21 protein-coding genes and 1 riboswitch are annotated in these 21,696 nt (G+C 71.1%); of the genes, 10 read left to right on the top strand and 11 right to left on the bottom strand.

Annotated features, from left to right (window positions below):
• Positions 1-64 precede the first annotated feature (64 nt).
• Together ACIQMR_RS23855 and murQ are read left to right on the top strand one after the other, a co-directional pair.
• The gene (locus tag ACIQMR_RS23855) at positions 65-1,027 is read left to right on the top strand and encodes a MurR/RpiR family transcriptional regulator (protein ID WP_401390664.1); all 963 of its coding nucleotides are present in this window, start codon (positions 65-67) and stop codon (positions 1,025-1,027) included.
• 143 nt (positions 1,028-1,170) lie between these two features.
• Positions 1,171-2,112, top strand: a complete 942-nt coding sequence (gene murQ / locus ACIQMR_RS23850) for an N-acetylmuramic acid 6-phosphate etherase (protein WP_401390660.1) — start codon at positions 1,171-1,173, stop codon at positions 2,110-2,112.
• A gap of 144 nt (positions 2,113-2,256) precedes the next feature.
• Here murQ and ACIQMR_RS23845 read toward each other — a convergent pair whose 3' ends face one another.
• The 6 genes from ACIQMR_RS23845 to ACIQMR_RS23820 all read right to left on the bottom strand — a co-directional run bounded on the left by ACIQMR_RS23845 (position 2,257) and on the right by ACIQMR_RS23820 (position 7,915).
• Positions 2,257-3,510: a peptidase gene (locus tag ACIQMR_RS23845; protein WP_401390657.1), complete on the bottom strand. Its 1,254-nt coding sequence runs from the start codon at positions 3,508-3,510 to the stop codon at positions 2,257-2,259.
• Between the two features lie 481 nt (positions 3,511-3,991).
• Positions 3,992-4,681: an ABC transporter ATP-binding protein gene (locus ACIQMR_RS23840; protein WP_401390654.1), complete on the bottom strand. Its 690-nt coding sequence runs from the start codon at positions 4,679-4,681 to the stop codon at positions 3,992-3,994.
• Between the two features lie 43 nt (positions 4,682-4,724).
• A complete protein-coding gene (locus ACIQMR_RS23835) occupies positions 4,725-6,212 on the bottom strand; it encodes an ABC transporter permease (RefSeq protein WP_401390651.1) in 1,488 nt (495 codons plus the stop codon).
• A gap of 227 nt (positions 6,213-6,439) precedes the next feature.
• Positions 6,440-7,246, bottom strand: a complete 807-nt coding sequence (locus ACIQMR_RS23830) for a putative protein N(5)-glutamine methyltransferase (protein ID WP_401390648.1) — start codon at positions 7,244-7,246, stop codon at positions 6,440-6,442.
• A gap of 241 nt (positions 7,247-7,487) precedes the next feature.
• The gene (locus ACIQMR_RS23825) at positions 7,488-7,697 is read right to left on the bottom strand and encodes a hypothetical protein (protein ID WP_401390645.1); all 210 of its coding nucleotides are present in this window, start codon (positions 7,695-7,697) and stop codon (positions 7,488-7,490) included.
• Positions 7,694-7,915: a hypothetical protein gene (locus ACIQMR_RS23820; protein WP_401390642.1), complete on the bottom strand. Its 222-nt coding sequence runs from the start codon at positions 7,913-7,915 to the stop codon at positions 7,694-7,696. Before ACIQMR_RS23820 ends, ACIQMR_RS23825 begins: the two co-directional genes overlap by 4 nt.
• Before the next feature lie 112 nt (positions 7,916-8,027).
• Between ACIQMR_RS23820 and ACIQMR_RS23815 the strand changes: the two genes are divergently transcribed.
• The 4 genes from ACIQMR_RS23815 (at position 8,028) to ACIQMR_RS23800 (ending at position 10,770) form a co-directional block, all read left to right on the top strand.
• On the top strand, positions 8,028-8,870 hold the full coding sequence (locus tag ACIQMR_RS23815) for a Scr1 family TA system antitoxin-like transcriptional regulator (protein ID WP_401391037.1): 843 nt from the start codon (positions 8,028-8,030) through the stop codon (positions 8,868-8,870).
• Complete coding sequence (locus tag ACIQMR_RS23810; protein WP_401390639.1) at positions 8,851-9,060, top strand: DUF397 domain-containing protein; 210 nt, start codon at positions 8,851-8,853, stop codon at positions 9,058-9,060. The genes ACIQMR_RS23815 and ACIQMR_RS23810 overlap by 20 nt, the downstream gene beginning before the upstream one ends.
• Before the next feature lie 220 nt (positions 9,061-9,280).
• The gene (locus ACIQMR_RS23805; RefSeq protein ID WP_401390636.1) at positions 9,281-10,138 is read left to right on the top strand and encodes a hypothetical protein; all 858 of its coding nucleotides are present in this window, start codon (positions 9,281-9,283) and stop codon (positions 10,136-10,138) included.
• Positions 10,139-10,194: 56 nt separating this feature from the next.
• The gene (locus ACIQMR_RS23800) at positions 10,195-10,770 is read left to right on the top strand and encodes a Uma2 family endonuclease (RefSeq protein ID WP_401390633.1); all 576 of its coding nucleotides are present in this window, start codon (positions 10,195-10,197) and stop codon (positions 10,768-10,770) included.
• Here the strand turns inward: ACIQMR_RS23800 and ACIQMR_RS23795 are convergent.
• Positions 10,758-11,723 carry an amidohydrolase family protein gene (locus ACIQMR_RS23795; RefSeq protein WP_401390630.1) on the bottom strand — a complete coding sequence of 322 codons (966 nt, stop codon included), beginning with the start codon at positions 11,721-11,723 and terminating at the stop codon, positions 10,758-10,760. The genes ACIQMR_RS23800 and ACIQMR_RS23795 overlap by 13 nt on opposite strands.
• A 95-nt stretch (positions 11,724-11,818) precedes the next feature.
• On the opposite strand from ACIQMR_RS23795, the gene ACIQMR_RS23790 reads away from it, so the two are divergent.
• Entirely contained in the window at positions 11,819-12,526 is a 708-nt protein-coding gene (locus tag ACIQMR_RS23790; RefSeq protein ID WP_401390627.1) for a bleomycin resistance protein, read from the top strand.
• 88 nt (positions 12,527-12,614) lie between these two features.
• On the opposite strand, the gene groL is transcribed toward ACIQMR_RS23790, so the two are convergent.
• The 4 genes from groL to thrC all read right to left on the bottom strand — a co-directional run bounded on the left by groL (position 12,615) and on the right by thrC (position 16,740).
• Entirely contained in the window at positions 12,615-14,237 is a 1,623-nt protein-coding gene (groL, locus tag ACIQMR_RS23785; RefSeq protein WP_401390624.1) for a chaperonin GroEL, read from the bottom strand.
• Positions 14,238-14,546: 309 nt separating this feature from the next.
• Positions 14,547-14,750: a cold-shock protein gene (locus ACIQMR_RS23780; RefSeq protein ID WP_003986833.1), complete on the bottom strand. Its 204-nt coding sequence runs from the start codon at positions 14,748-14,750 to the stop codon at positions 14,547-14,549.
• Between the two features lie 413 nt (positions 14,751-15,163).
• Complete coding sequence (locus ACIQMR_RS23775; RefSeq protein ID WP_358664424.1) at positions 15,164-15,439, bottom strand: MoaD/ThiS family protein; 276 nt, start codon at positions 15,437-15,439, stop codon at positions 15,164-15,166.
• Positions 15,436-16,740, bottom strand: a complete 1,305-nt coding sequence (thrC, locus tag ACIQMR_RS23770; RefSeq protein WP_401390617.1) for a threonine synthase — start codon at positions 16,738-16,740, stop codon at positions 15,436-15,438. The genes ACIQMR_RS23775 and thrC overlap by 4 nt, the downstream gene beginning before the upstream one ends.
• A gap of 17 nt (positions 16,741-16,757) precedes the next feature.
• A riboswitch (SAM riboswitch) is annotated at positions 16,758-16,911 on the bottom strand.
• Between the two features lie 118 nt (positions 16,912-17,029).
• On the opposite strand from thrC, the gene ACIQMR_RS23765 reads away from it, so the two are divergent.
• From ACIQMR_RS23765 to ACIQMR_RS23755, 3 genes are all read left to right on the top strand, one after another.
• A complete protein-coding gene (locus ACIQMR_RS23765; RefSeq protein ID WP_401390614.1) occupies positions 17,030-17,998 on the top strand; it encodes a glucosyl-3-phosphoglycerate synthase in 969 nt (322 codons plus the stop codon).
• An 83-nt stretch (positions 17,999-18,081) separates the two neighbouring features.
• Positions 18,082-19,911, top strand: a complete 1,830-nt coding sequence (locus tag ACIQMR_RS23760; protein WP_401390611.1) for a hypothetical protein — start codon at positions 18,082-18,084, stop codon at positions 19,909-19,911.
• A gap of 81 nt (positions 19,912-19,992) precedes the next feature.
• Positions 19,993-21,519, top strand: a complete 1,527-nt coding sequence (locus tag ACIQMR_RS23755) for a trehalose-6-phosphate synthase (RefSeq protein WP_401390608.1) — start codon at positions 19,993-19,995, stop codon at positions 21,517-21,519.
• Positions 21,520-21,696 lie beyond the last annotated feature (177 nt).

Below are 21,696 nucleotides of genomic sequence, written 5' to 3'. Positions count from 1 at the left end.
CTGCCGCCGGTCCACGGGACAAAGGGGGTTGACCGTTCAAGGAGGGCGAAAATATCTTTCAAGGGTGACCAATGACCTGAAGGATTCTTTCAGCGGCGCGGGTGCCGGAACCGGCGCGGGTCCTGGCCCGGGCACCGGCGGCGACGCCCCACCCGCCCCCGCCGCCCTCGCGGCGAAGGTCCGCACGCTCGCGCCCTCCATGACCCGCTCCATGCAGCGGGTCGCCGAAGCCGTCGCGGGCGACCCGGCCGGCTGCGCGGCCCTCACGGTCACCGGCCTCGCCGAACTGACCGGCACCAGCGAGGCCACCGTGGTCCGCACCGCCCGTCTCCTCGGCTATCCCGGCTACCGCGATCTGCGCCTCGCGCTCGCCGGTCTCGCCGCCCAGCAGGAGTCCGGCCGCGCCCCGGCCGTCACCGCCGACATCGCGGTCGACGACCCGATAGCCGACGTCGTCACCAAGCTGGCCCACGACGAGCAGCAGACCCTCGCCGACACCGCCGCCGCCCTCGACACCGTCCAGCTCGGCGCGGCCGTCGCCGCGCTGGCCGGCGCCCGCCGTGTCGACATCTACGGAGTGGGGGCATCCGGCCTGGTCGCGCAGGACCTCGCCCAGAAGCTCCTGCGCATCGGCCTCGTCGCCCACGCCCACAGCGACCCGCATCTCGCCGTCACCAACGCCGTGCAGCTCCGCTCCGGCGATGTGGCGATAGCCATCAGCCACTCCGGCTCCACGGGCGACATCATCGAACCGCTCCGGGTCGCGTTCGACCACGGCGCGACGACCGTCGCGATCACGGGACGCCCCGACGGGCCGGTCTCCCAGTACGCCGACCACATCCTCACCACGTCGACCGCCCGCGAGAGCGAACTGCGCCCGGCGGCCATGTCCTCGCGCACGAGCCAGCTCCTCGTCGTCGACTGCCTGTTCATCGGCGTCATGCAGCGCACGTACGAGTCCGCCGCGCCCGCCCTCGCCGCCTCGTACGAGGCCCTCGCGCACCGCCACAGTCCACGCACCCGCTGAGCCACTTCGCCGGGCCACCCCGCTGAGCCACTCCGCGGAACGCACCCTCCGAACACACGCCGCCGAACGCACGCCGAACGAGCCCGCAGAACGCACCCGCCGAGCCCACTCGCCGAGCAACCAAGAGAGCCGAGCCGCACCCCATGACATCCACCCCCTCACCCGCCGAGCCGCACCCCACCGAGCTGCGCGCGCAGCTGGAGAGCCTGACCACCGAGGCCTTCCGGCCCGAACTCGCCGACATCGACCAGCTCCCCACCGACGACATCGCCCGCATCATGAACGGCGAGGACCACACCGTCCCCGGCGCCGTCGCCGCGCAGCTTCCGGCCATCGCCGCGGCGATCGACGCGACCGCCGACCGTATGGCCCGCGGCGGCCGGCTCGTCTACGCGGGCGCCGGCACGGCCGGCCGGCTCGGCGTGCTGGACGCCAGCGAGTGCCCGCCGACGTTCAACACCGGCCCGGACGAGGTCGTCGGCCTGATCGCGGGCGGCCCCTCGGCGATGGTCGAGGCGGTCGAGGGCGCGGAGGACTCCAGGGAACTCGCCGCCGCCGACCTCGACGGGCTCGGCATCACGGCGCTCGACACCGTGGTCGGCATCTCCGCCTCCGGACGCACCCCGTACGCGATCGGCGCCGTCGAGCACGCCCGCGCGCACGGTGCTCTCACGATCGGCCTGTCCTGCAACGCGGACAGCGCCCTCGCCGCGGCCGCGGAGCACGGCATCGAGGTCGTCGTCGGCCCCGAACTCCTCACCGGTTCGACCCGGTTGAAGGCGGGCACGGCACAGAAGCTCGTCCTCAACATGATCTCGACGATCACGATGATCCGTCTCGGCAAGACCTACGGAAACCTGATGGTCGACGTGCGCGCCTCGAACGAGAAGCTCCGCGCCCGCTCGCACCGCATCGTGTCCCTGGCGACCGGCGCGCGGGACGAGGCGATCGAGTCGGCCCTGACGTCGGCGGACGGCGAGGTCAAGACGGCGATCCTGATGCTCCTCGCCGACATCGACGCCCCCACGGCGACGGACCGCCTCAAGCGCACGAACGGCCACCTCCGCGAGGCGCTGCACGGCTGAGCCCGCACCGCCGCGCGTCGCCGCGCGCCCGGCGCACCGCAGGACCGGCGCACCGCAGGACCCGGCCGAGGTACGCCGAGGGCCGGGAACATGACGAGGGCCCGCGTCCCCGGAGGAACGCGGGCCCCGCACTCACCGTGCGTGTCAGGCGTCGGCACCGGCCTTGCGGCGACGTGCGACGACGACCGCCCCGGCACCGAGCACGAGCGCGACGCCACCCGCGAGGGCGACCTTCGGCATGACGCTGCTCGAACCGGTCGTGGCGAGCGAGCCCGAGGTGTCGGAGCTGCCGTTCACCGAGGTCGAGGAGGAACCGCCCTGGGTGGTCGGGGTGTTGGAGTCGCCCTGCTGACCCTTGGCGTCGTCGACCTTGCCCGGGTTGCTGCCCTTGGTCAGGATCTCGAACTCGTAGTACTCGACGTCCGGCGTACCGCCGCAGGAGTCGTCCTCGTTCACGTAGTTGCCCGCGACGAAGGCGGCGCCCTGACCCGCCGGGATCTTGGCGTCGACCTTCAGCCGCAGCTTGACGTCGACCGAGGACTTGGCCTTCAGCGAACCGACGTAGAGACCCATCTCCGTGTCGACGTCCTCCCACGCCGGGTTGGCGGCGGTGGACCACTCCAGGTCCAGGTAGGAGTCGAGCTCCTTGAGGCCCTTGGTGTCGAAGGCGTGCACGGCCGCGTACGGGTACACCTCGGCCATCGGCTTCGAGGTGCCGTTCTCGACGCGCAGCGTGAAGTTGACCGTGGTGCCGCCGACGACCTTCTCCGGCAGACCCTGGACGACGGTGGTGAACTTGGGCTCGGGGACGCAGTCCTCGCCCTCCTCGCCCTCTTCGGCCTCCGCGTCCGCCAGCGCCTTCTTGGCGGCGTCGAGGTTCGCCTGGGCCGTCTTCTTCGCCTCCTGCGCGAGGTGCAGCGCCCTGCCCGCGGCGACCCGCGCGTCGTCGCGGGCGGTGGCCGCCGCGGTCGCCTTGGCGTCGGCCTCGGTCTTGGCGGTGGCGGCGGTCGCGGCGGCCGTCGTGGCCTCGTCGAGCGCCTTCTGGGCCTCGGCCTTCTCCTCGTCGGTGGCGGCGGAGTCCAGCTTCGCCTGGGCGTCGACGACGGCCTTGTCGGCCTCGGTCTTGGCGGTGGCGGCGGCCTCGGCGGCCTTCTTCGCCTCCGCGGCGGCGACCGCGAGCGGGTGGGTGTCGCTGAGCAGGGCCTCAACGGCCTTCATGGCCGCGTCGGCCGCGACGACGCTGTCGTCGTACGCCTTCTGGGCGGCGGCGACGGCGAGCTTCAGCTGCTCGATCGTCGGCTTCTGGTCCTTCTGCGCCTTCTGGTTCTGCGTCTGCGCGGCCGGCTTGTCGTCGGCGAAGGCGGGCGCGGCGGAAAGAAGAACAACCGGCGTGGTCACGGCGGCGGCGACAGCGGTTGCGAGAGCGCGGCGAAGATTCAAGGTGGACCTTTTCTCGTTGGAGAACATGGCGGAAGAAAGGGGGGTTCGTGCCTGCGGAGTGTTCACGCGGCACGACGTCCTCGGGATCGTACGACCCGGTCGGCAAAGGTCAGAGGCGTTTTTCCCGACCCCTGACGGGGCCGGCCGAGGCACCCCGCGAACAAACCGCGCGAACAGGGGCAGTTGCCCACGGAGGCCGCACTTTTTCTGTGACCCATGTCATTCGCCGTCAACGACCACGGAACGAGCCCCTCCGGGGCCTCGCGGCCCGACCGCCTGCACGGCGTCCCACACGACACGTCCCCGGCCACCGAGCCCGGGGACGTGTCGTGTGTGCGCAGCGGGCGCGCCACCGGCCCGCCCGCCCCGCGGGAGACCCGGAGGGTGTCCGGCGGAGCTTGCCGGGCTCGCCGATCCGGCCCGACCCACCGGACACCCTCTATGCCGCCCCGACCGCCTGCTCCTTGACCGTCACGCGACCCTTCCTGATCGTCGCCACCCTCGGCGCCCTCCGTGCCAGCACCGAGTCATGAGTGACCATCACGAACGTCAGCCCGTTCGCCTCCCACAGTCCCTCCAGCAGCTCCATGATCTCGTCACGCATGGACTCGTCGAGGTTCCCGGTCGGCTCGTCGGCGAGCAGCACCGCCGGACTCTTCACCAGCGCCCGCGCGATCGCGACGCGCTGCTGCTGCCCGCCGGACAGCTCGCCCGGGAGGTGGGCCCGCCGTTCGCCCAGACCGACCGACACCAGCGCCTCGCCCGCCCGTTCCCGCCGGTCGGCCGCCTTCAGGCCGAGCGGTACGAGCGCGGTCTCCACGTTCTCCTGGGCGGTGAGCGTCGGCACCAGATTGAAGCTCTGGAAGACGAAGCCGATCTTCTCGGCCCGCACCCGTGTCAGCCGCGCCTCCGGCAGGGTCGCGAGATCGACGCCGTCCAGCACCACCGATCCCTCGCTCGGCCGGTCCAGCCCGCCGAGCATCTGCAGCAGCGTCGACTTGCCGCCGCCGGTCGGGCCCTGGATCACCAGCCGCCCGCCGTCCTCGATGACCAGGTCGACCCCGTCGAGGGCCTGGACGGTGTCCTTGCCGCGCCGGTAGCGCTTGGTGACTCCGGAGAGCTCGTACATCGTGATTCAACTCCTGTTGTGCGTAGAGAGGTTCGGCGAAGGGCTACTCGACGCGCCGCAGCGCGTCCGCGGGCCGCAGCCGCGACGCCCGCCAGCCGCCGAACCCGCCCGCGATCAGCCCGCCCGTCACCGCGAGCGCGACCGCGAGCCCGATGGTGGTGAGGGAGACGGGCGCGGTGAGCGTGATGTCCAGCGCCTTGGACGCGCTCTGCCGCAGCGGTCCGCCCTGACCGCCACCGCCGCCGATGAAGGTCGGGCCGCCGCCCGGACCGGCACCGCCGCCGTTCGCGGCACCGCCCAGCTGCGCGGTGAGCGTCGGACTGAACGCCGTGATCGCCCACGCGCCCGCCAGCCCGATCCCGATCCCCAGCGCCCCGCCGATGAGCCCGTTGACGAGTGCTTCGCCCGCCACCTGCCCCGTCACCCGGCGGCTCTTCCACCCCAGCGCCTTCAGCGTGCCGAACTCCCGCACCCGCCGGCTCACCGCCGACGACGTCAGCAGCCCGGCCACCAGGAACGCCGCCACCAGCACCACGATCGACAGCCACTTGCCGACGCCCGACGCCAGGTCGGAGGCGGTGGAGAGCGAGCCCGACACGGTCTGGGCGAGGTCTGCGGACGTCGTGACCGTCGTCCCCGAGATGTTCTTCTGGATGGTCTCCTTGACGGCACCGATCTGCTGCGAGTCGGTCGCCTGCACATAGACCGTCGTGATCTTGTCCTTGGCGTCGGCCAGGGTCTGCGCCTGGGCGAGCGGCAGATAGACGTCGGCGGCCGCGTCCCCGCTCTCGGCCGTCGCGATCCCGATGATGCCGAACGTCGTCCCCGAGATCGTCAGCGTCTTGCCGACCGACAGCTTCTGCTCTTTCGCGTACGCGCTGTCGACGACGGCGACCTTGGCCGCGGTCTCGCTCTCCTTGAACGTACGCCCCGACGTGATGCGCGACGAGGTCAGCGGCCCGAGCCCCTGACGGGCGACGTCCGTCCCGTACACGGAGTAGGAGTTGACGTCGAAGTCCGCACCGCCGCCACGGACCTCGCCGCGTACCTCGCCGCCCGTGCCGCCGCCCGGCTTGCCCTGCCCGGGCGCCTGCTCCTCCTGCTTGAACTCGCCGCGCTTGAACTGCCCGTTGACCTTCATGACCCGGACGTTCAGCCCGCCGACGGCGTCCGCGACCCCGTCCTGCCTGCCGACCTGCGCGACCGTCGACGCCGCCAGCGTCTCGAAGCCCTGGACGACGACGATGTCCTGGCTCTGCTGGGCGGCGTCGTCGCCGTCCTTCGCGTCGAACTGGAACCGCGGCCGCTTCACGGCCCCGCCCTCTCCGGGAGGCGCGGCGGCCTTGGTGACGGTCATGTCGGTGCCGAGCCCGTACAGCGACTCCAGCACTTTGCCCTGCGCCTGATTCATTCCGGCCGAGACCGAGTTGACGACGATGACCAGGGCGATTCCGAGGGCGAGCCCCGAGGCGACGACGAGCGCCGCCTTCCTGCGGCGGCGCAGCTCGCGCCTGAGATAGGTGAGGAACATGCCGCGAAAGCTAGGGACGCGGTGTGAGGGCGGGTTAAGGCCCGGATGAGAGCCGCATGAGTGTTGCCGCCCGCCGCGCCCCGGGGCCGGGGTCCTGCGCCTCGGCCGGCCGGGCCGGGCAGACGGTTCGCCCGGCCGGCCGGCGCTGGACGGCGCCGTGCCGGACGGGTTCGAACGGTCCGCACTGACCAGCCCGGAGGCGAACCCCATGCCCGGCCCGGGCGCGATCAACCGGTGGGCTTCGTCCCGATGACGAGGGTCGCGTACAGCTCGTCGCACGAAGCGACCCGCGGGTCGAGGCCGCTGCGCCCGACGGCCGCGACGGCGTCCGCCGCCTGCCGCTCGCTCGTCTCGAACAGCAGGATCCCGCCGGGCCCCAGCCACTCCCCTGCCTCGCCGGTCACCCGGCGGAGCACGTCCAGCCCGTCCGCGCCTCCGTCGAGCGCCACGAGCGGCTCGTGCACGCGCGCCTCGGCCGGCAACAGCTCGACCTCCTCGGTCGGTACGTACGGGACGTTCGCGGCGAGGATGTCGACGCGCCCGCGCAACGCCCCGGGCAGCGCGGCGAAGAGGTCCCCCTCGTACACCCGGCCGCCTTCGGGGACGTTGCGCCGCGCGCACCGCACCGCGCCGGGATCGATGTCGGCGGCGTACAGCTCGACCGCGGGGAGCGAGGCGGCCAGCGCGGCGCCGACCGCCCCCGACCCGCAGCACAGATCGACGGCCACGCCCGCGTCGGGCCGCGCGGCAACGGCCTGACGGACCAGGAACTCGGTACGGCGCCGGGGCACGAACACCCCGTCGTCCACGGCGATGCGCAGCCCGCAGAACTCGGCCCACCCGAGGACGTGTTCCAGCGGATGCCCACCGGTCCGCCGTTCCACCATGGCGGCGAGTTCGTCGCGCGACCCGGCGGTGGACAGCAGCAAGTCGGCCTCGTCCTCGGCGAAGACACAACCTGCGGCACGGAGCCGGCCGACGACGGCGGAATGATCAGAGGGAAGAAACTCGGAGGGAGGGAACGGAGAGAGCAAAGGAAGCCTTTCGGGATTCCGAACGGGGCTCCCTCGGCCGCCTACGTCAGCGACGCGGAGGCGAGCACCCGACCAGCAACAGCGGTAATGGGTCCCACCTCCTTCGTCCGTGCACATCCGGAGCGGCCACCTTACCCCGGGGCGATGCCCTGACCACAGCACCGTCCGGAAGGTTCCGCCGACCGCTCCGACCGGTCCGACGTGGTCGAGAGCAGGCCGAGTGGGCCCGAGCGATGTCGAATCACGGCAGCCGTCCCTCCCGGTTCCGCTCCCGCACCCGCGCCCGCAGCAGTTCCCCCGGCGGCGCCGGACTCAACGCCTCGGGCGGGCAGTCCCACTCCCGGCCGCCGCCGGGTGGCCGCAGCTGTACGTACGGGCCCTCGCGCCCCATGACACGGCCGATGCGCCCGTCGCGCGAGTCGACCACGTACTCGCCCCGCGCCGCATTCACCCGCGGGCCTGGTGCAGCACGGCGGCGAGCCGCAGCGCCGTGTCGAGGTTGCAGCGCCCCAGCTCGATCAGCGGGTACGCCGCCGACTCGCCGGCGAGCGACACCAGGTCCACCCGCAGGGACGGCAGCACCACCCCCGTCGAGTCGAGCTCGCCCCGCAGCTGGGCCACGACCTCTTCCGCGGCCCGCAGCCGGTCCGCCGATCGAACACGTGCCATCAGGCACCTCCACTCTGAGTATGCGCGTTCTGCACACAGCGTGGTCGGCGGACGACTAGCCTGACCAGTGTCGACGGCCCAACAACACCACCTGCGTGACACGGAGTTGACATTGCCTGGACCGAAGGATCTCGACCCGTCCACCTCCCCCCGGGCTCTCCTCGGCGCAGAACTGCGCCACGCCCGCGAGAACGCCGGCCTCAGCCAGCGGGAGCTCGGCGAACCGCTCTTCGTGAGCGCGTCGTTCATCGGGCAACTGGAGTCGGGTACGCGGAGGATGCTGCCGGACATTGCGCGCAGAATCGACGAGATACTGGGGACGAACGGGTTCTTCGAGCGGAACTGCAAGGCGGCGAACAAGTCGAAGTACCCGGACCACTTCGCCGAGGCGCTGGAGGCGGAGACGCTCGCCACGAAGATCCAGCAGTACGTACCCGGCATGATCCCCGGCCTGTTACAGACGGAGGCGTACGCACGTGCGCTGTTCCGCGCCTACCGGCCCACCGGGCCGGAGGAGACGATCGACGAGCTGACCGCGGCCCGTCTGGCTCGCACACGGATCCTGGACGATCCAACTGAGCCGATGTTGTGGACGGTTCTGGACGAAGCAGGCATCCGACGCCCCGTAGGCAACGCCCTGGTGATGGCGGAGAACCTGTGCCACATCGCGGCGCTCGCCCGCCGCCGCAGGATCATCTTGCAGGTACTACCGTTCAGCGCGGGGGCCATCGCCGCCATCGGCGGGGGCATCAAGCTGATGCACTTCCCCGACGCACCCCCACTCGCGTACATCGACGGTGTCGGCACAGGCCAGTTGTTGGACGATCCGGCCACGGTCGCGCGCCACGAACTGACCTACGATCTGCTCCGGGCCAACGCATTGCCACCGGAAGCCTCCCTGGCCTTGATCGAATCAACGGCAGAGGATTACGCGCATGGAGACCAGCAGCCCTGAGTACGACATAAACGCCGCCACTTGGCGCAAGTCCACGTACAGCGGTCCCGACGGCGCGGACTGCCTCGAAGTCGCCGACGCCCACCCCGGCGTCGTCCCCGTCCGTGACTCCAAGAACCCCGGCGGCCCGAAGCTCGTGTTCCGGGCCGCCGCCTGGTCCGTGTTCGTCGAGGACGTCAAGAACAGCTGATCGCTGACGGAGCCCGAGGCTTGAGCCTCGGGCTTCGAGCGCTTTGTTCAAGGAATGGATAACGGGTCTCAACCCGCCCACCCTCCCCGTGAGTTGACTATGCGCGATGCAGTTGCCACGGAGGGTCACGACGCTCTAGCGTGTCCGGAAAGCGAACAGCCCCCGTCAGGTGCAGCAACACCTGCGGGGGCTTGACCACCGACGGATAGGCGAAATCCGGATGGCTGACAGCCAGCTTAGTGCCACGTTCCTGCCCTCGCACGCCACGCCTCACCCAACGGCCAAACCCGGCTACGGAAAGCGGACGGCCCCGGGCCAACACCCCCGCACAGCGCACGACTTCGCGCACCTCCCGCCCCGCGAAGCCGCCATCGCCGCGTACATCGACCGGCTGGCGGACGGGGCCGACATCTCCGTGAAGACGTTGGCCAAGGTGCTTCCGTACGGCCAGTGCGCCTTACGGACCGCGCTCAACCGCATCCAGGCGGCGGGGCATCTGCGGCGCGGACGGGAGCACTTGGCGGGTTCGGGAAGTCCGCTGTGGATCACCCGAACGTGGTGGTCCCGTACCGCGCGCGACGACGCGTGGTGGGCCGCGTACCGGCGCGGAGACGTACCGGAGGACCGGCCGCGTCCGACCCGTTCACGGGCGATGATCCTGCTCGTCGCGCTCGGACGCGAGGCGCCGGTCATGTCGCTGTCGGCCGTCGAATGCACGCGGCTCGCGCCGCTGGTGGAGGAGTGGTTCGCGCGCGGCGCCGCCGAGCGGGACGTCCTGCGCGCGCTCACCAGCGGCCTCCCGACCCCGGTCCACCACCCGGCCGCCCTCGCCCGCCGCCGCCTCACCGACAAACTCCCGCCCGAGCCGGCCCCACCGCCCCCGCCCCTGCGCGTCCTCGAATGCGGCAAGTGCGGCGCCCCCGCCCGCGCGGAGGCCCTCCGCGACGGCGACTGCGCCTCCTGCCGGGGCGAACAGGCACCCGTTCGTCCCGCCGGACTCACCCCGGACCGGGTCCGCGCCCGCATGTCCGAGGTCCGCGCGGCGGCGGCCCAGCCCGACGAAGGGAATCGCACATGACCGTTCAGCTCGTCCGCGCCGGAACCGGGGCACGGTGGAGGGGAGGAGGCGACGCCATGACCCCCAGCGCTGAACACCCGCAGATGTCCGTCGAGGAGTTCGAGGAACTCGCCCGTGTGGCCCCCGAGACGGTGACGCTCGAATTCATCAACGGAAGGCTGGGGGTCAAGCCCGCGCCGGACGGCGACCACGCGACGATCATCATGTGGCTGGTCCGCCAGTGCATTCAGCAGCGCCCCGACCTCGATCTGCATCCCGAGCTGGAGTTGACGGTGGAGGCGTACCGCACGGGCCGTGCCCGCGCGGACGGAGCCCTCGCCCCGGTCGGCCACTTCGCCGGCCGACAGCAGTGGGCCACCCCCGAGGGGGTCCTCATGATCGTGGAGGTGACCTCCTTCGACCCCGACGCGGACGCTCGCGACCGCAAGGAGAAGCCGCCCGCCTACGCGGAAGCCGCCATCCCCGTCTACCTCCTCATCGACCGCGACACCAACACCCTCACCGTCTTCAGCGAGCCGGAGAACGGCACCTATCAGCAGCACCCGACCTACAGGTACGGCGACACCGTCGCCCTCCCCGACCCCGTCAACATCACCCTCGCCACCGAGAAGCTCAAGGACTACGCCCACTGACCCCGCAGGGACCCGCTTGCCGCCGGGAGCAGGCCCGCGCCTGCCTCCAGTACCGCCTCCGCCTCCTCGGGGACCAGGGTCTCCTCGATGAAGGTGACGGCACGGCGGAGCCCTTCGCCGGTCTGGTACGGGAAGTCCGTGCCGAGCATCAACTGGTCGGCGCCGAACGACTCGGCGGCCGCTCGCAGCGCCGGCTCGTGGCCGTGGGCGACCGTGTCGTAGTACATCCGGCGCGCGGCGAGGGTCGGCATCTCGGCGATGTCGGGGGCCTCCCAGGGGACGTGCTGATCGGCGCGCGGCAGCAGCATGGGCAGGGCGCCGCCCAGGTGGGAGTTGACGATCCGCAGTCGCGGGAAGCGGCTGGGGACGCCCTCGAGCATCAGGTGCATCGCGCAGATGGTGTCCTCGGTCGGCGCGCCGACCATCCATCGCATCCGGTTCTCGGCGATGAGCGGCGAGCCCGCGTCCCGCCCCGCCGGATGAAGGCTGAGCACGGAGCCCCGGTGGTCCAACTCCTCGAACAGGGGACGGAAAGCGGGGTCCCCGAGGCTCCGCCCGAGCACCGACGTCGTCAGTCCGGCCCCGGCCATCCCGAGTTCGTCGAGCGCCCGCGCCAGTTCCTCGAGGGAGGCGTCCAGGTGCGGCAGCGGCAGCGCGGCGAAGGCGGAGAAGCGCGTGGGCCAGGCGTGTACGACGTCGGCGTAGTGGTTGTTGGCCAGGCGCGCGGCGGTGACCGCTTCGGTCTCGTCCGGGAAGTACGGCGTCTGCGGAGAGACGGACAGGATCTGGTGGTCGATGCCGGCGGCGTCGTTCATCGTGAACCGCGCGTCGAGTTCCGCCGGGCTGTCGTCCGCTCCCAGGCCCCGCTGGGTCGCCGTGTCGTCGCGCCCGTAGGACTCCAGGAGGCGGAGATAGTCCTCGCTCCACAAGTGGGCGTGCACATCGGTCCGCACCTCTTCAGCTTCACGCCGCACCGGCCGGCCCGCAAGAACAGCTCCGTCGCGCCATGACCACCCCCGACTAATCAAGTTTGAGTAGAGTGGGCGGCATGAGTGAGAAGGTCATTCCGATCCTGCCCTGCCACACCATCCAGCCCGTGCTCGACTTCTACACCGCGCTCGGTTTCGAGGTGGCCTTCGTGCAGAAGAGCCCCAACCCGTACGCGGTCGTGACGCGCGGCGGCATCGAGCTCCAGTTCTTCGGGATGAAGGGCTACGAGCCGGCCGCCTCGTACAGCACCTGCTACGTCCTGACCGACGACGTCGACAGCCTGCACGCCGCCTTCCGGACCGCGCTCAAGACGGCGTACGGGAAGATCCCCACCCGCGGGCTGCCGCGGCTCGGACCGCTGAAGGACATGTCGTACGGCATGCGGCAGTTCCTGATGACCGATCCGGGCGGGAACTGCATCCGCATCGGGCAGCCCACCAGCGAGGACCAGCACCATCGGCCCGCTCCGAAGGAGACCTTCGCCCGGGCCCTGCACATGGCGTCCCTGTTCGCGGACTCGAAGGAGGACCTGGCGGGCGCGGCGAAGATCCTCGACCGGGCGCTGGGGCTCGACGACGAGCGGCCCACTCCGGTGGAGCTGCTGCGCCTGCTCGTCCTGCGCGCGGATGTCGCGCGGCGTCTGGACGACCGGGAGACCGCGGCCTCCTCCCTCGCCGAGGCCGGCGCCGCCGAGGCACGTCTGAGCGCCGAGGAGCGGCGGTCGGCCCGGGACGACCTGGAGCGGCTCGCGGAGCTTCGGGGCTGACGCCGGGCCGGAAACGCCCGAGGGCGGCACCCCCTGGGAGTGGGGGTGCCGCCCTCGGTTCAGGACGGTCGATCAACCAGCAGGTCGATCAGAAGTCCATGTCACCGCCCGGCATGCCGCCCGGAGCGGCCGCGGCGGCCTTCTCCGGCTTGTCGGCGATGACGGCCTCGGTGGTGAGGAACAGCGCGGCGATGGAGGCCGCGTTCTGCAGGGCGGAGCGGGTGACCTTCGCCGGGTCGATGATGCCCTCGGCGACCAGGTCGACGTACTCGCCGGTCGCGGCGTTCAGGCCGTGACCCGGGGTCAGGTTGCGCACCTTCTCCACCACGACGCCGCCCTCGAGGCCGGCGTTGACGGCGATCTGCTTCAGCGGGGCCTCCAGGGCCAGCTTCACAGCGGCGGCACCGGTGGCCTCGTCGCCCTCGAGCTCGAGCTTCTCGAAGACGGCGGACGCCTGGATGAGAGCCACGCCACCGCCGGCGACGATGCCCTCCTCGACGGCCGCCTTCGCGTTGCGAACGGCGTCCTCGATGCGGTGCTTGCGCTCCTTGAGCTCGACCTCGGTCGCGGCGCCGGCCTTGATGACGGCCACGCCGCCGGCCAGCTTCGCGAGGCGCTCCTGGAGCTTCTCGCGGTCGTAGTCCGAGTCGGAGTTCTCGATCTCGGCGCGGATCTGGTTGACGCGACCGGCGACCTGGTCGCTGTCACCGGCACCGTCGACGATCGTGGTCTCGTCCTTGGTGATGACGACCTTGCGGGCGCGGCCGAGCAGGTCCAGGCCGGCGTTCTCCAGCTTGAGACCGACCTCCTCGGAGATGACGGTGCCACCGGTGAGGATGGCGATGTCGCCGAGCATGGCCTTGCGGCGGTCACCGAAGCCCGGGGCCTTGACGGCGACGGACTTGAAGGTGCCACGGATCTTGTTGACGACCAGGGTCGACAGGGCCTCGCCCTCGACGTCCTCGGCGATGATCAGCAGCGGCTTGCCCGACTGCATGACCTTCTCCAGCAGCGGGAGCAGGTCCTTCACCGAGGAGATCTTGGAGTTGACGATCAGGATGTACGGGTCCTCCAGCGAGGCCTCCATACGCTCCATGTCGGTGGCGAAGTACGCCGAGATGTAGCCCTTGTCGAAGCGCATGCCCTCGGTGAGCTCGAGCTCCAGACCGAAGGTCTGGGACTCCTCGACGGTGATGACGCCTTCCTTGCCGACCTTGTCCATCGCCTCGGCGATGAGCTCGCCGATCTGGGTGTCGGCGGCGGAGATGGAGGCGGTGGAGGCGATCTGCTCCTTCGTCTCGACCTCCTTCGCCTGGTCGAGCAGGGCGCCGGAGACGGCCTCGACGGCCTTCTCGATGCCGCGCTTCAGGGCCATCGGGTTGGCGCCGGCCGCCACGTTGCGCAGGCCCTCGCGGACCAGCGCCTGGGCGAGGACGGTCGCGGTGGTCGTACCGTCACCGGCGACGTCGTCCGTCTTCTTGGCGACTTCCTTGACCAGCTCGGCGCCGATCTTCTCGTACGGGTCCTCGAGCTCGATCTCCTTGGCGATGGAAACACCATCGTTGGTGATCGTGGGGGCGCCCCACTTCTTCTCGAGGACGACGTTCCGGCCCTTGGGGCCAAGGGTGACCTTGACGGCGTCGGCGAGCTGGTTCATCCCGCGCTCGAGACCGCGCCGTGCCTCCTCGTCGAACGCGATGATCTTGGCCATGTGAAGTGGTCCTCCCGGACTGGGGTGGATTTCTCCGGACCGCGCTGGCGCCCGCGACGGACGGCCTGCATGCCTTGTGGTTCCTTGCCCCACCCGGCCTGCGGGCCTCACCGACCCGGTCCTTAGTTGTCACTCTCACCCGGAGAGTGCTAACGCCAATGATTAGCACTCGACCCCTTCGAGTGCAAGCGGCTTCGAGGAAGCCCCGACGGGAGGGTGGGCTCAGTGATCGAAGCTCCGGACGCGTCGGAGGGCCCGTACCCAGTGCGGGTACGGGCCCTCCGTCACGTTGCTGCAGTCAGTCGGCGCTCAGCCGGCTACGCGGACCATGTCCGCCTGCGGCCCCTTCTGGCCCTGCGAGATCTCGAACTCGACTCGCTGACCCTCCTCCAGGGTGCGGTAACCGTCCATCTGGATCGCGCTGTAGTGGACGAAAACATCCGCACCACCGTCGACCGCGATGAAGCCGTACCCCTTCTCCGCGTTGAACCACTTGACGGTGCCCTGAGCCATGCCTAACTCCCCTATTACTGGCCCTTGCACAGGACCGCACCTCGCGGACCCGGGTCAGACCTCACCCACGATGTGTGGCGTGGATGTGCGCCGGAACGCGTCGACCGCGGCTGAATGTATCTGTCCAACTGCCCTCTGCAACAGGTCAATCGGACGAGAATTCCGGGCAGGACCGAAAGGACGATTTACGAGGATTACGAGCATTCCCGGGCAAGTCGGGCCGGGCAAAGCACACTTAACGTGCAACAAGCTCGAACACTTTGGCTGCTTCTTATCGCGAGCGAGCGCATTCTCATATGCGCCTGGCACAAGCAGCGGAGGGGGCTTCCCCAACTCTACCGCGCTCAACCATGCAGAATTGCCCCCTCCACGGAGCTTGCGGAGGGGGCAATTCTGCTTACGGAAAGTGAGGGTCAGCCTCCGGCGACGGCCGGGATGATCGAGACGCCGGCGCCGTCCGGCGTCGCCGTCTCCAGCCCCTGCTCGAAACGTACGTCGTCGTCGTTGACGTACACGTTCACGAAGCGGCGCAGCTTGCCCTGGTCGTCCAGGACCCGGGCCGCGATGCCCGTGTGGTTCTGCTCCAGGTCGGCGATCACCTCGGCGAGGGTCGCCCCCTCGGCCGCGACCTCGGCCCGGCCACCCGTGTAGGTGCGGAGGATGGTGGGGATGCGGACGTTGACGCTCATGCGAGACCAGCCTCTCGGAAGGAGTCCAGGTTGGGGCGGATGACCGCGGACATACCCGTCGTGGGCGCCACCGCGTCGAGGGTCTTCAGGCCGTCACCCGTGTTGATGACGACCGTGGTGAGGCACGGGTCGATGGCACCGGACTCGATCAGCTTCTTCGCCACACCGAGGGTGGTGCCGCCCGCGGTCTCGGTGAAGACGCCCTCCGTGCGGGCCAGCAGCTTGATCGCGTCCACGATCTGCTCGTCGGTGACGTCCTCGACGGCGCCGCCGGTGCGGCGGCAGATGTCCAGGACGTACGGGCCGTCCGCCGGGTTGCCGATCGCCAGGGACTTGGCGATGGTGTCGGGCTTCTGCGGCCTGACCACGTCATGGCCGGCCTTGAAGGCCACGGACACCGGGGAGCAGCCCTCGGCCTGGGCGCCGAAGATCTTGTAGGGCTTGTCCTCGACGAGGCCGATCTTGATCAGCTCCTGCAGACCCTTGTCGATCTTGGTGAGCTGGGAGCCGGAGGCGATCGGGATGACGATCTGGTCGGGGATGCGCCAGCCGAGCTGCTCGCAGATCTCGTACGCGAGCGTCTTGGATCCCTCGCCGTAGTACGGGCGGAGATTGACGTTGACGAAGCCCCAGCCCTCGCCCGCCGGGTCGCCGATGAGCTCGGAGCAGAAGCGGTTGACGTCGTCGTAGTTGCCCTCGATGCCGACGAGCTCGCCGCCGTAGACCGCGGCCATGACGACCTTGCCCTGCTCCAGGTCGTGCGGGATGAACACACAGGAGCGGAATCCGGCGCGGGCGGCGGCGGCGCCGACGGCGCCCGCCAGATTGCCGGTGGAGGAGCAGGAGAGGGTGGTGAAGCCGAAGGCGCGGGCGGCCTCCAGGGCCTGGGCGACGACGCGGTCCTTGAAGGAGTGCGTCGGGTTCCCGGAGTCGTCCTTGACGAAGAGCTTGCCCGGCTCGACGCCCAGCTCGCGGGCGAGGTTGTCGGCCTGGACGAGCTGGGTCCAGCCCGGGTTCAGGTTCGGCTTGCTCGCCACGTCGGCGGGGACGGGGAGCAGCGGGGCGTAGCGCCAGATGTTCGCCGGGCCGCTCTCGATCTGCTTGCGCAGCGTCTCGGGGTCGCCGCTCGGCAGGTCGTACGCGACTTCGAGCGGCCCGAAACAGATCTCGCAGGCGAAGATCGAGCCGAGGGCGAACCGCTCGCCGCACTCGCGGCAGGAGAGCCCGGAGGCGGGGCCCAGATCGACGGTGCCGGAGGTGTCGGCAGAATCATTGGTGGTGGCAACAGTCTGCGCAGCCATGGAGGCGAGGCCCTTTCTCCTCATCTTCCCCGCGGCGCATCTCGCCGCGAGACGGAATTGGCACCTTCCCTAGCCGTGAGCCTCGCGCGCGACGTGTGACGTGCGCCGAGAACGGCTGGAGGGTTGCCGGGGCTTCAACGGGCCGTATCCCTCTGCCCCTCTGGATGAGCGGTATTCGATTGTGTCCGCGCGACGACCCCGACATACGACGGCCGTCCGCGTTGTTCAAGACTGTAACCGAACCCCCGGACGCTTGAGATGGTCGTCCGATCCGCGAGATGGAGATCACGTGCTGGAAGAGGTGGAGCGCTGGCTCGCCCGGCGGTCCTGGTCGGTGACGGACCGGCCACTGGACCAGCTGCTCGCCGCCAAGCAGAACACCACGGTCAGCGTGGTGCTCCCCGCCCTGAACGAGGAGGCGACGGTCGGGGAGATCGTCGCCGTGATCCGCCGTGAGCTGATGACGGACGCGGTGCCGCTCGTGGACGAGCTGGTGGTCGTCGACTCGGGGTCCACGGACCGCACCGCCGAGGTGGCGGCGAAGGCCGGGGCGCGGGTGGTGCACCGGGACGCGATACTCCCCCGCGTGCCGGCCGTGGCCGGCAAGGGCGAGGTGCTGTGGCGCTCACTGATGGTGACGAGCGGCGACATCGTCTGTTACGTGGACGCGGACCTGCGGGAGTTCTCCGCGGACTTCGTCTCCGGGATCGTCGGCCCGCTGCTGACCGATCCCGAGGTGCAGTTCGTGAAGGCGATGTACGACCGGCCGCTGGCCGGCACCCCGGGCCAGGGGGGCAGGGTGACCGAGCTGGTGGCGCGGCCGCTGCTCAATCTGCACTGGCCGCAGCTGGCGGGCTTCGTCCAGCCGCTCGGCGGCGAGTACGCGGGGCGGCGCTCGCTGCTGGAGCGGCTGCCGTTCCCCGTCGGGTACGGGGTGGAGCTCGGCCTGCTGGTGGACGCGCTGCACACGGTGGGCCTGGACGCGCTGGCGCAGGTGGACGTGGGTGAGCGGCTGCACCGCCACCAGGACGGGCAGGCGCTGGGCCGGATGGCGGCGGCGATCTACCGCACCGCGCAACTGCGGCTGTCCCGCGGTCATCTGGTGCGCCCCGCGCTGACCCAATTCGAGCGGGGCGAGGACGGTTTCGTCCCGCGTACGCATCCGGTGGACACGGAGGAGCGGCCACCGATGGCGGAGGTCGCGGAGTACGCGGCAAGGGCCGGGCGGCGTAAGCGGCGGGACACGGGCGCGGCGTAACCGGGCACAGCCGGACACATTGTCTACATTTCGGACTTATGGGCTATGTGAGATCCACGGGCGCTCGGCGCCGGCATTCCAGGTTGCCCCGTCTCCTCGGGGCCCTGACGGTCGTCGCGACCGTCACCACGGTCTCGACCGGTCCGGCCGTCGCCGGCCCCGCGTCCCCCGTGTCCCCCGAGTCCGCTGCCTCCACCTTCCAGAAGCGTTACGCCGCCTCGGTCTACGGTGACTTCACCACCATCGGCAACACGGTCCTGGGCTGCCCCGCGGACCCCCGCGAGGCGGCAGCCCGGTGCACGGCGGCGACCTCCGGGACGGACGGCTCCACCGGCACCGGCGGAGCACCGCTCGAAGAGTTCGAGATGCGGCGGCTCGACACCGCCCGGATGTCGTCCGGCCACGGGTCCAGCACCGGCCGGATCACCGTGCCGCCACGCGCCCGCGTCACGTACGCCCGGCTCTTCTGGGGCGGCAACGACGGCACGTACCGCGCCCCGAACGGCATCCTGCTGAACAGCTGCGACGGCTCCGGATCCGTCGCGCGCCCCTCCCCCGGCGACCCGCTGAAGTCCGTGCCCTCGATCCGTGTCGACCGGAACAAGCCGGTCGGGGTCATCGCCGAGAACCTGGTCAGGGACCCGGACTCGGCACCCGGAGCGCACTACTACACCGGCGAGGCCGACGTCACCGGCGCCTTCGCCCGCGTCGTCGGCACCGGCAAACCGCTGACCGTCGCGGTCGGCGGCGTCTGGGCCCCGGCCGGCCGGGGCTGCGCCGCGGGCTGGTCCCTCTCGGTCGTCTACGCGTACGACGCCCCGGACGCGCGCTTCGCACCCGAGCGGCGCACCGTCCAGATCTACGGCGGACACGCCCTGCAGCGCCCCGGCGCCCCCGCCACGACCGTCCCGGCCAACGGCTTCCACCGCTCCGCCGGGCAGATCCGCGCATCCGTCACGGCCTACGGCGGCGACCGCAACCGCACGGGCGACCGCTTCCGCGTCGACGGCCGCGACATGACCGGCCCCGACACCGGCAGCGCCGACAACTTCTTCGCGGGCGTCGCCCGGGGCGCGGTCGCCCCGGGGCTGCGCGACAACCTCAGCATCGACGCCAAGGACTTCGCCCTGCCGGACGACGCGATCCGTCCCGGCGCCCGCTCCGCCACGCTCTCCTTCGAGACGGAGGGCGACAGCTACGTACCGTCGGCGCTCGCCCTGTCCGTACCGGTCCCCGACCTGGAGATCACCAAGGCGGCATCGGCGGAGTCGGTCGCCCCCGGAGGCACCGTCACCTTCACCATCACGGCGAAGAACACCGGCCGGCGGGACTACCCGGGCGTCCGGTTCACCGACGATCTCGCCGACACCCTCGACGACGCCGTCTACGACGGCAACGCCACGGCCAGTCTCGGCACGGTCGGCTACGCCGAGCCCGTGCTCTCGTACTCCGGCGACATCCCGGCCGGGAAGACCGCGACCATCACGTACTCGGTCACCGTGGACGGCTCGGAGGGTGCGAGCGCCGCGGCGGGAGGCAACGGCCGGCTCGGCAGCAACCTCGCCGTCGCGTCGCCGCGCTCCAACTGCGGTACGGGCAGCGCCGACGCGCTGTGCTCGGTGGCACCCGTGGTCGAGGAGGCCGCGGAGCTGGAGGGATCGCAGGCGGACCTCGACGAGGAGAGCCATGACGACAGCCTGGAACAGGGCCGGGAGGACGAACCTGAGCAGGGCGGCGACGCCGGCGAGGACGGTGACGACCGCGCCGCGGGCGGCAGGCACGGCAGCACCGGCGTGATGGCCGCGACGGGCCACGACAGCGAGCGCCTCTGGCTGCTCGGCGGCGTCGCCCTGGCGCTCTCGGCGGCCGGCGCCATCGCACTCGCGGCGACCCGCGACCGCGGCAACCACTGATCGGGTGAGGGTGCGGCCGGTCTCCGCCGACGGAAACCGGCCGTACGTTTGAGCGGTTCCAGGAAGGGCTAGGTTCGCGACATGGTCTCTGAGAACGCAGCCTTCGAGCACGCCGTCTCCGAGCACGCCGCACGAGTACTCGTCGCCTCCAACCGTGGCCCCGTCTCGTACGCGTTCCGCGAGGACGGCACGCTCGACGCCAGGCGCGGCGGCGGGGGCCTGGTGTCCGGGCTGTCCGCCATCGGCCCCGAGACGGACGCCCTGTGGGTGTGCTCGGCACTCGGCGAGGGGGACCGTGAGGCGGTGCGGCGCGGCATCGGCGAGCCGGGCGTGCGGATGCTCGACATCGACGCCGCCGTGCACGCGGACGCGTACAACGGCATCGCCAACTCGGTGCTGTGGTTCGTCCACCACATGCTCTACCAGACGCCGCTGGAGCCGGTCTTCGACGCCGATTTCCGGCGCCAGTGGGTGGCGTACGAGGCGTACAACCAGGCGTTCGCACAGGCGCTGGCGGAGTCCGCGGCCCCGGAAGCGGCCGTGCTGGTGCAGGACTACCACCTGGCCCTGGTGCCGGGGATGCTCCGCGACCTCCGGCCCGACCTGCGGATCGGCCACTTCTCGCACACGCCGTGGGCGCCTCCCGAGTACTTCCGGATGCTGCCGGACGACATCGCCGAGCAGCTGCTGCTCGGGATGCTCGGGGCGAGCAGGCTGGGCTTCCTGACGCAGCGCTGGCTCGGCGCCTTCCAGAGCTGCTGCCGGCAGATCCTCACGGACTACGACATCGACGGCCACTGGCCCAAGGACGGATCGCCCAGCCTCGAGTTCCGGCTGCCCGGCCACCGCCGCAGGCGGACCGAGCTCGGGGTGCACGGGCTCGGCGCGGACGCCGACTTCCTGCGGGAGCGGTCCCGGCGGCCGGACGTGGACGAGCGGATGGCGGCCCTGCGCGAACAGATCGGCGGCGAGGAGCGCGGGCCCGGCCGGCGCCGGACGATCGTGCGGGTGGACCGTACCGAGCTGTCGAAGAACATCGTGCGCGGACTGCTGGCGTACCGGACGCTGCTCGACGAACACCCGGAGTGGCACGAGCGGGTCGTGCACATCGCCTTCGCGTACCCGTCGCGGCAGGACCTCGCCGTCTACCGCGACTACACGGCGGAGGTCTCCAGGGTCGCGGAGGAGATCAACGCCCGGTACGGCACGCCGGGCTGGACGCCCGTACTCCTGCACGTCAAGGACGACTTCGCGCGCTCACTGGCCGCGTACCGGCTGGCGGACGTCGCGCTCGTCAACCCCATCCGGGACGGGATGAACCTGGTCGCCAAGGAGATCCCGGTCGTCTCGGAGGCGGGCTGCGCGCTGGTGCTGTCGCGGGAGGCGGGCGCGTACGCGGAACTGCGCGACGACGCGCTGGTGGTGAACCCGTACGACGTCTCGGGCACGGCCGACGCCCTGTACCACGCGCTCGCGATGCCGGACGCCGAACGGGCGGAACGCAGCAAGCGCCTGTCCGCGGCGGCGACCGCGCTGCCGCCCCAGCAGTGGTTCCTGGACCAGCTGCACGCCCTGGAGTCGCTCGACGAGGGCGGGCGGCCCGGCTGACACGGCCGAACCGCCGCACCCCGCCGGGGCCGTGTGCCCGGCAAGTACCGCCTGACGCACGACGTCCGGCGGTACGCCGGTACGGCGCAGCCGGTACGGCGCAGCCGGTACGGAGACCGGCCTCCGTCTCGCGATCGCACGCACCGGTCGCCGCGCGCCCCGCGCTGCGGGTGGGCC

The organism is Streptomyces sp. NPDC091376 (assembly GCF_044757085.1).
GTDB classification, from domain to species: domain Bacteria; phylum Actinomycetota; class Actinomycetes; order Streptomycetales; family Streptomycetaceae; genus Streptomyces; species Streptomyces pratisoli.
Note: the sequence above shows the minus strand (reverse complement) of the source record. Positions and strands in the feature narration are given on the sequence as shown.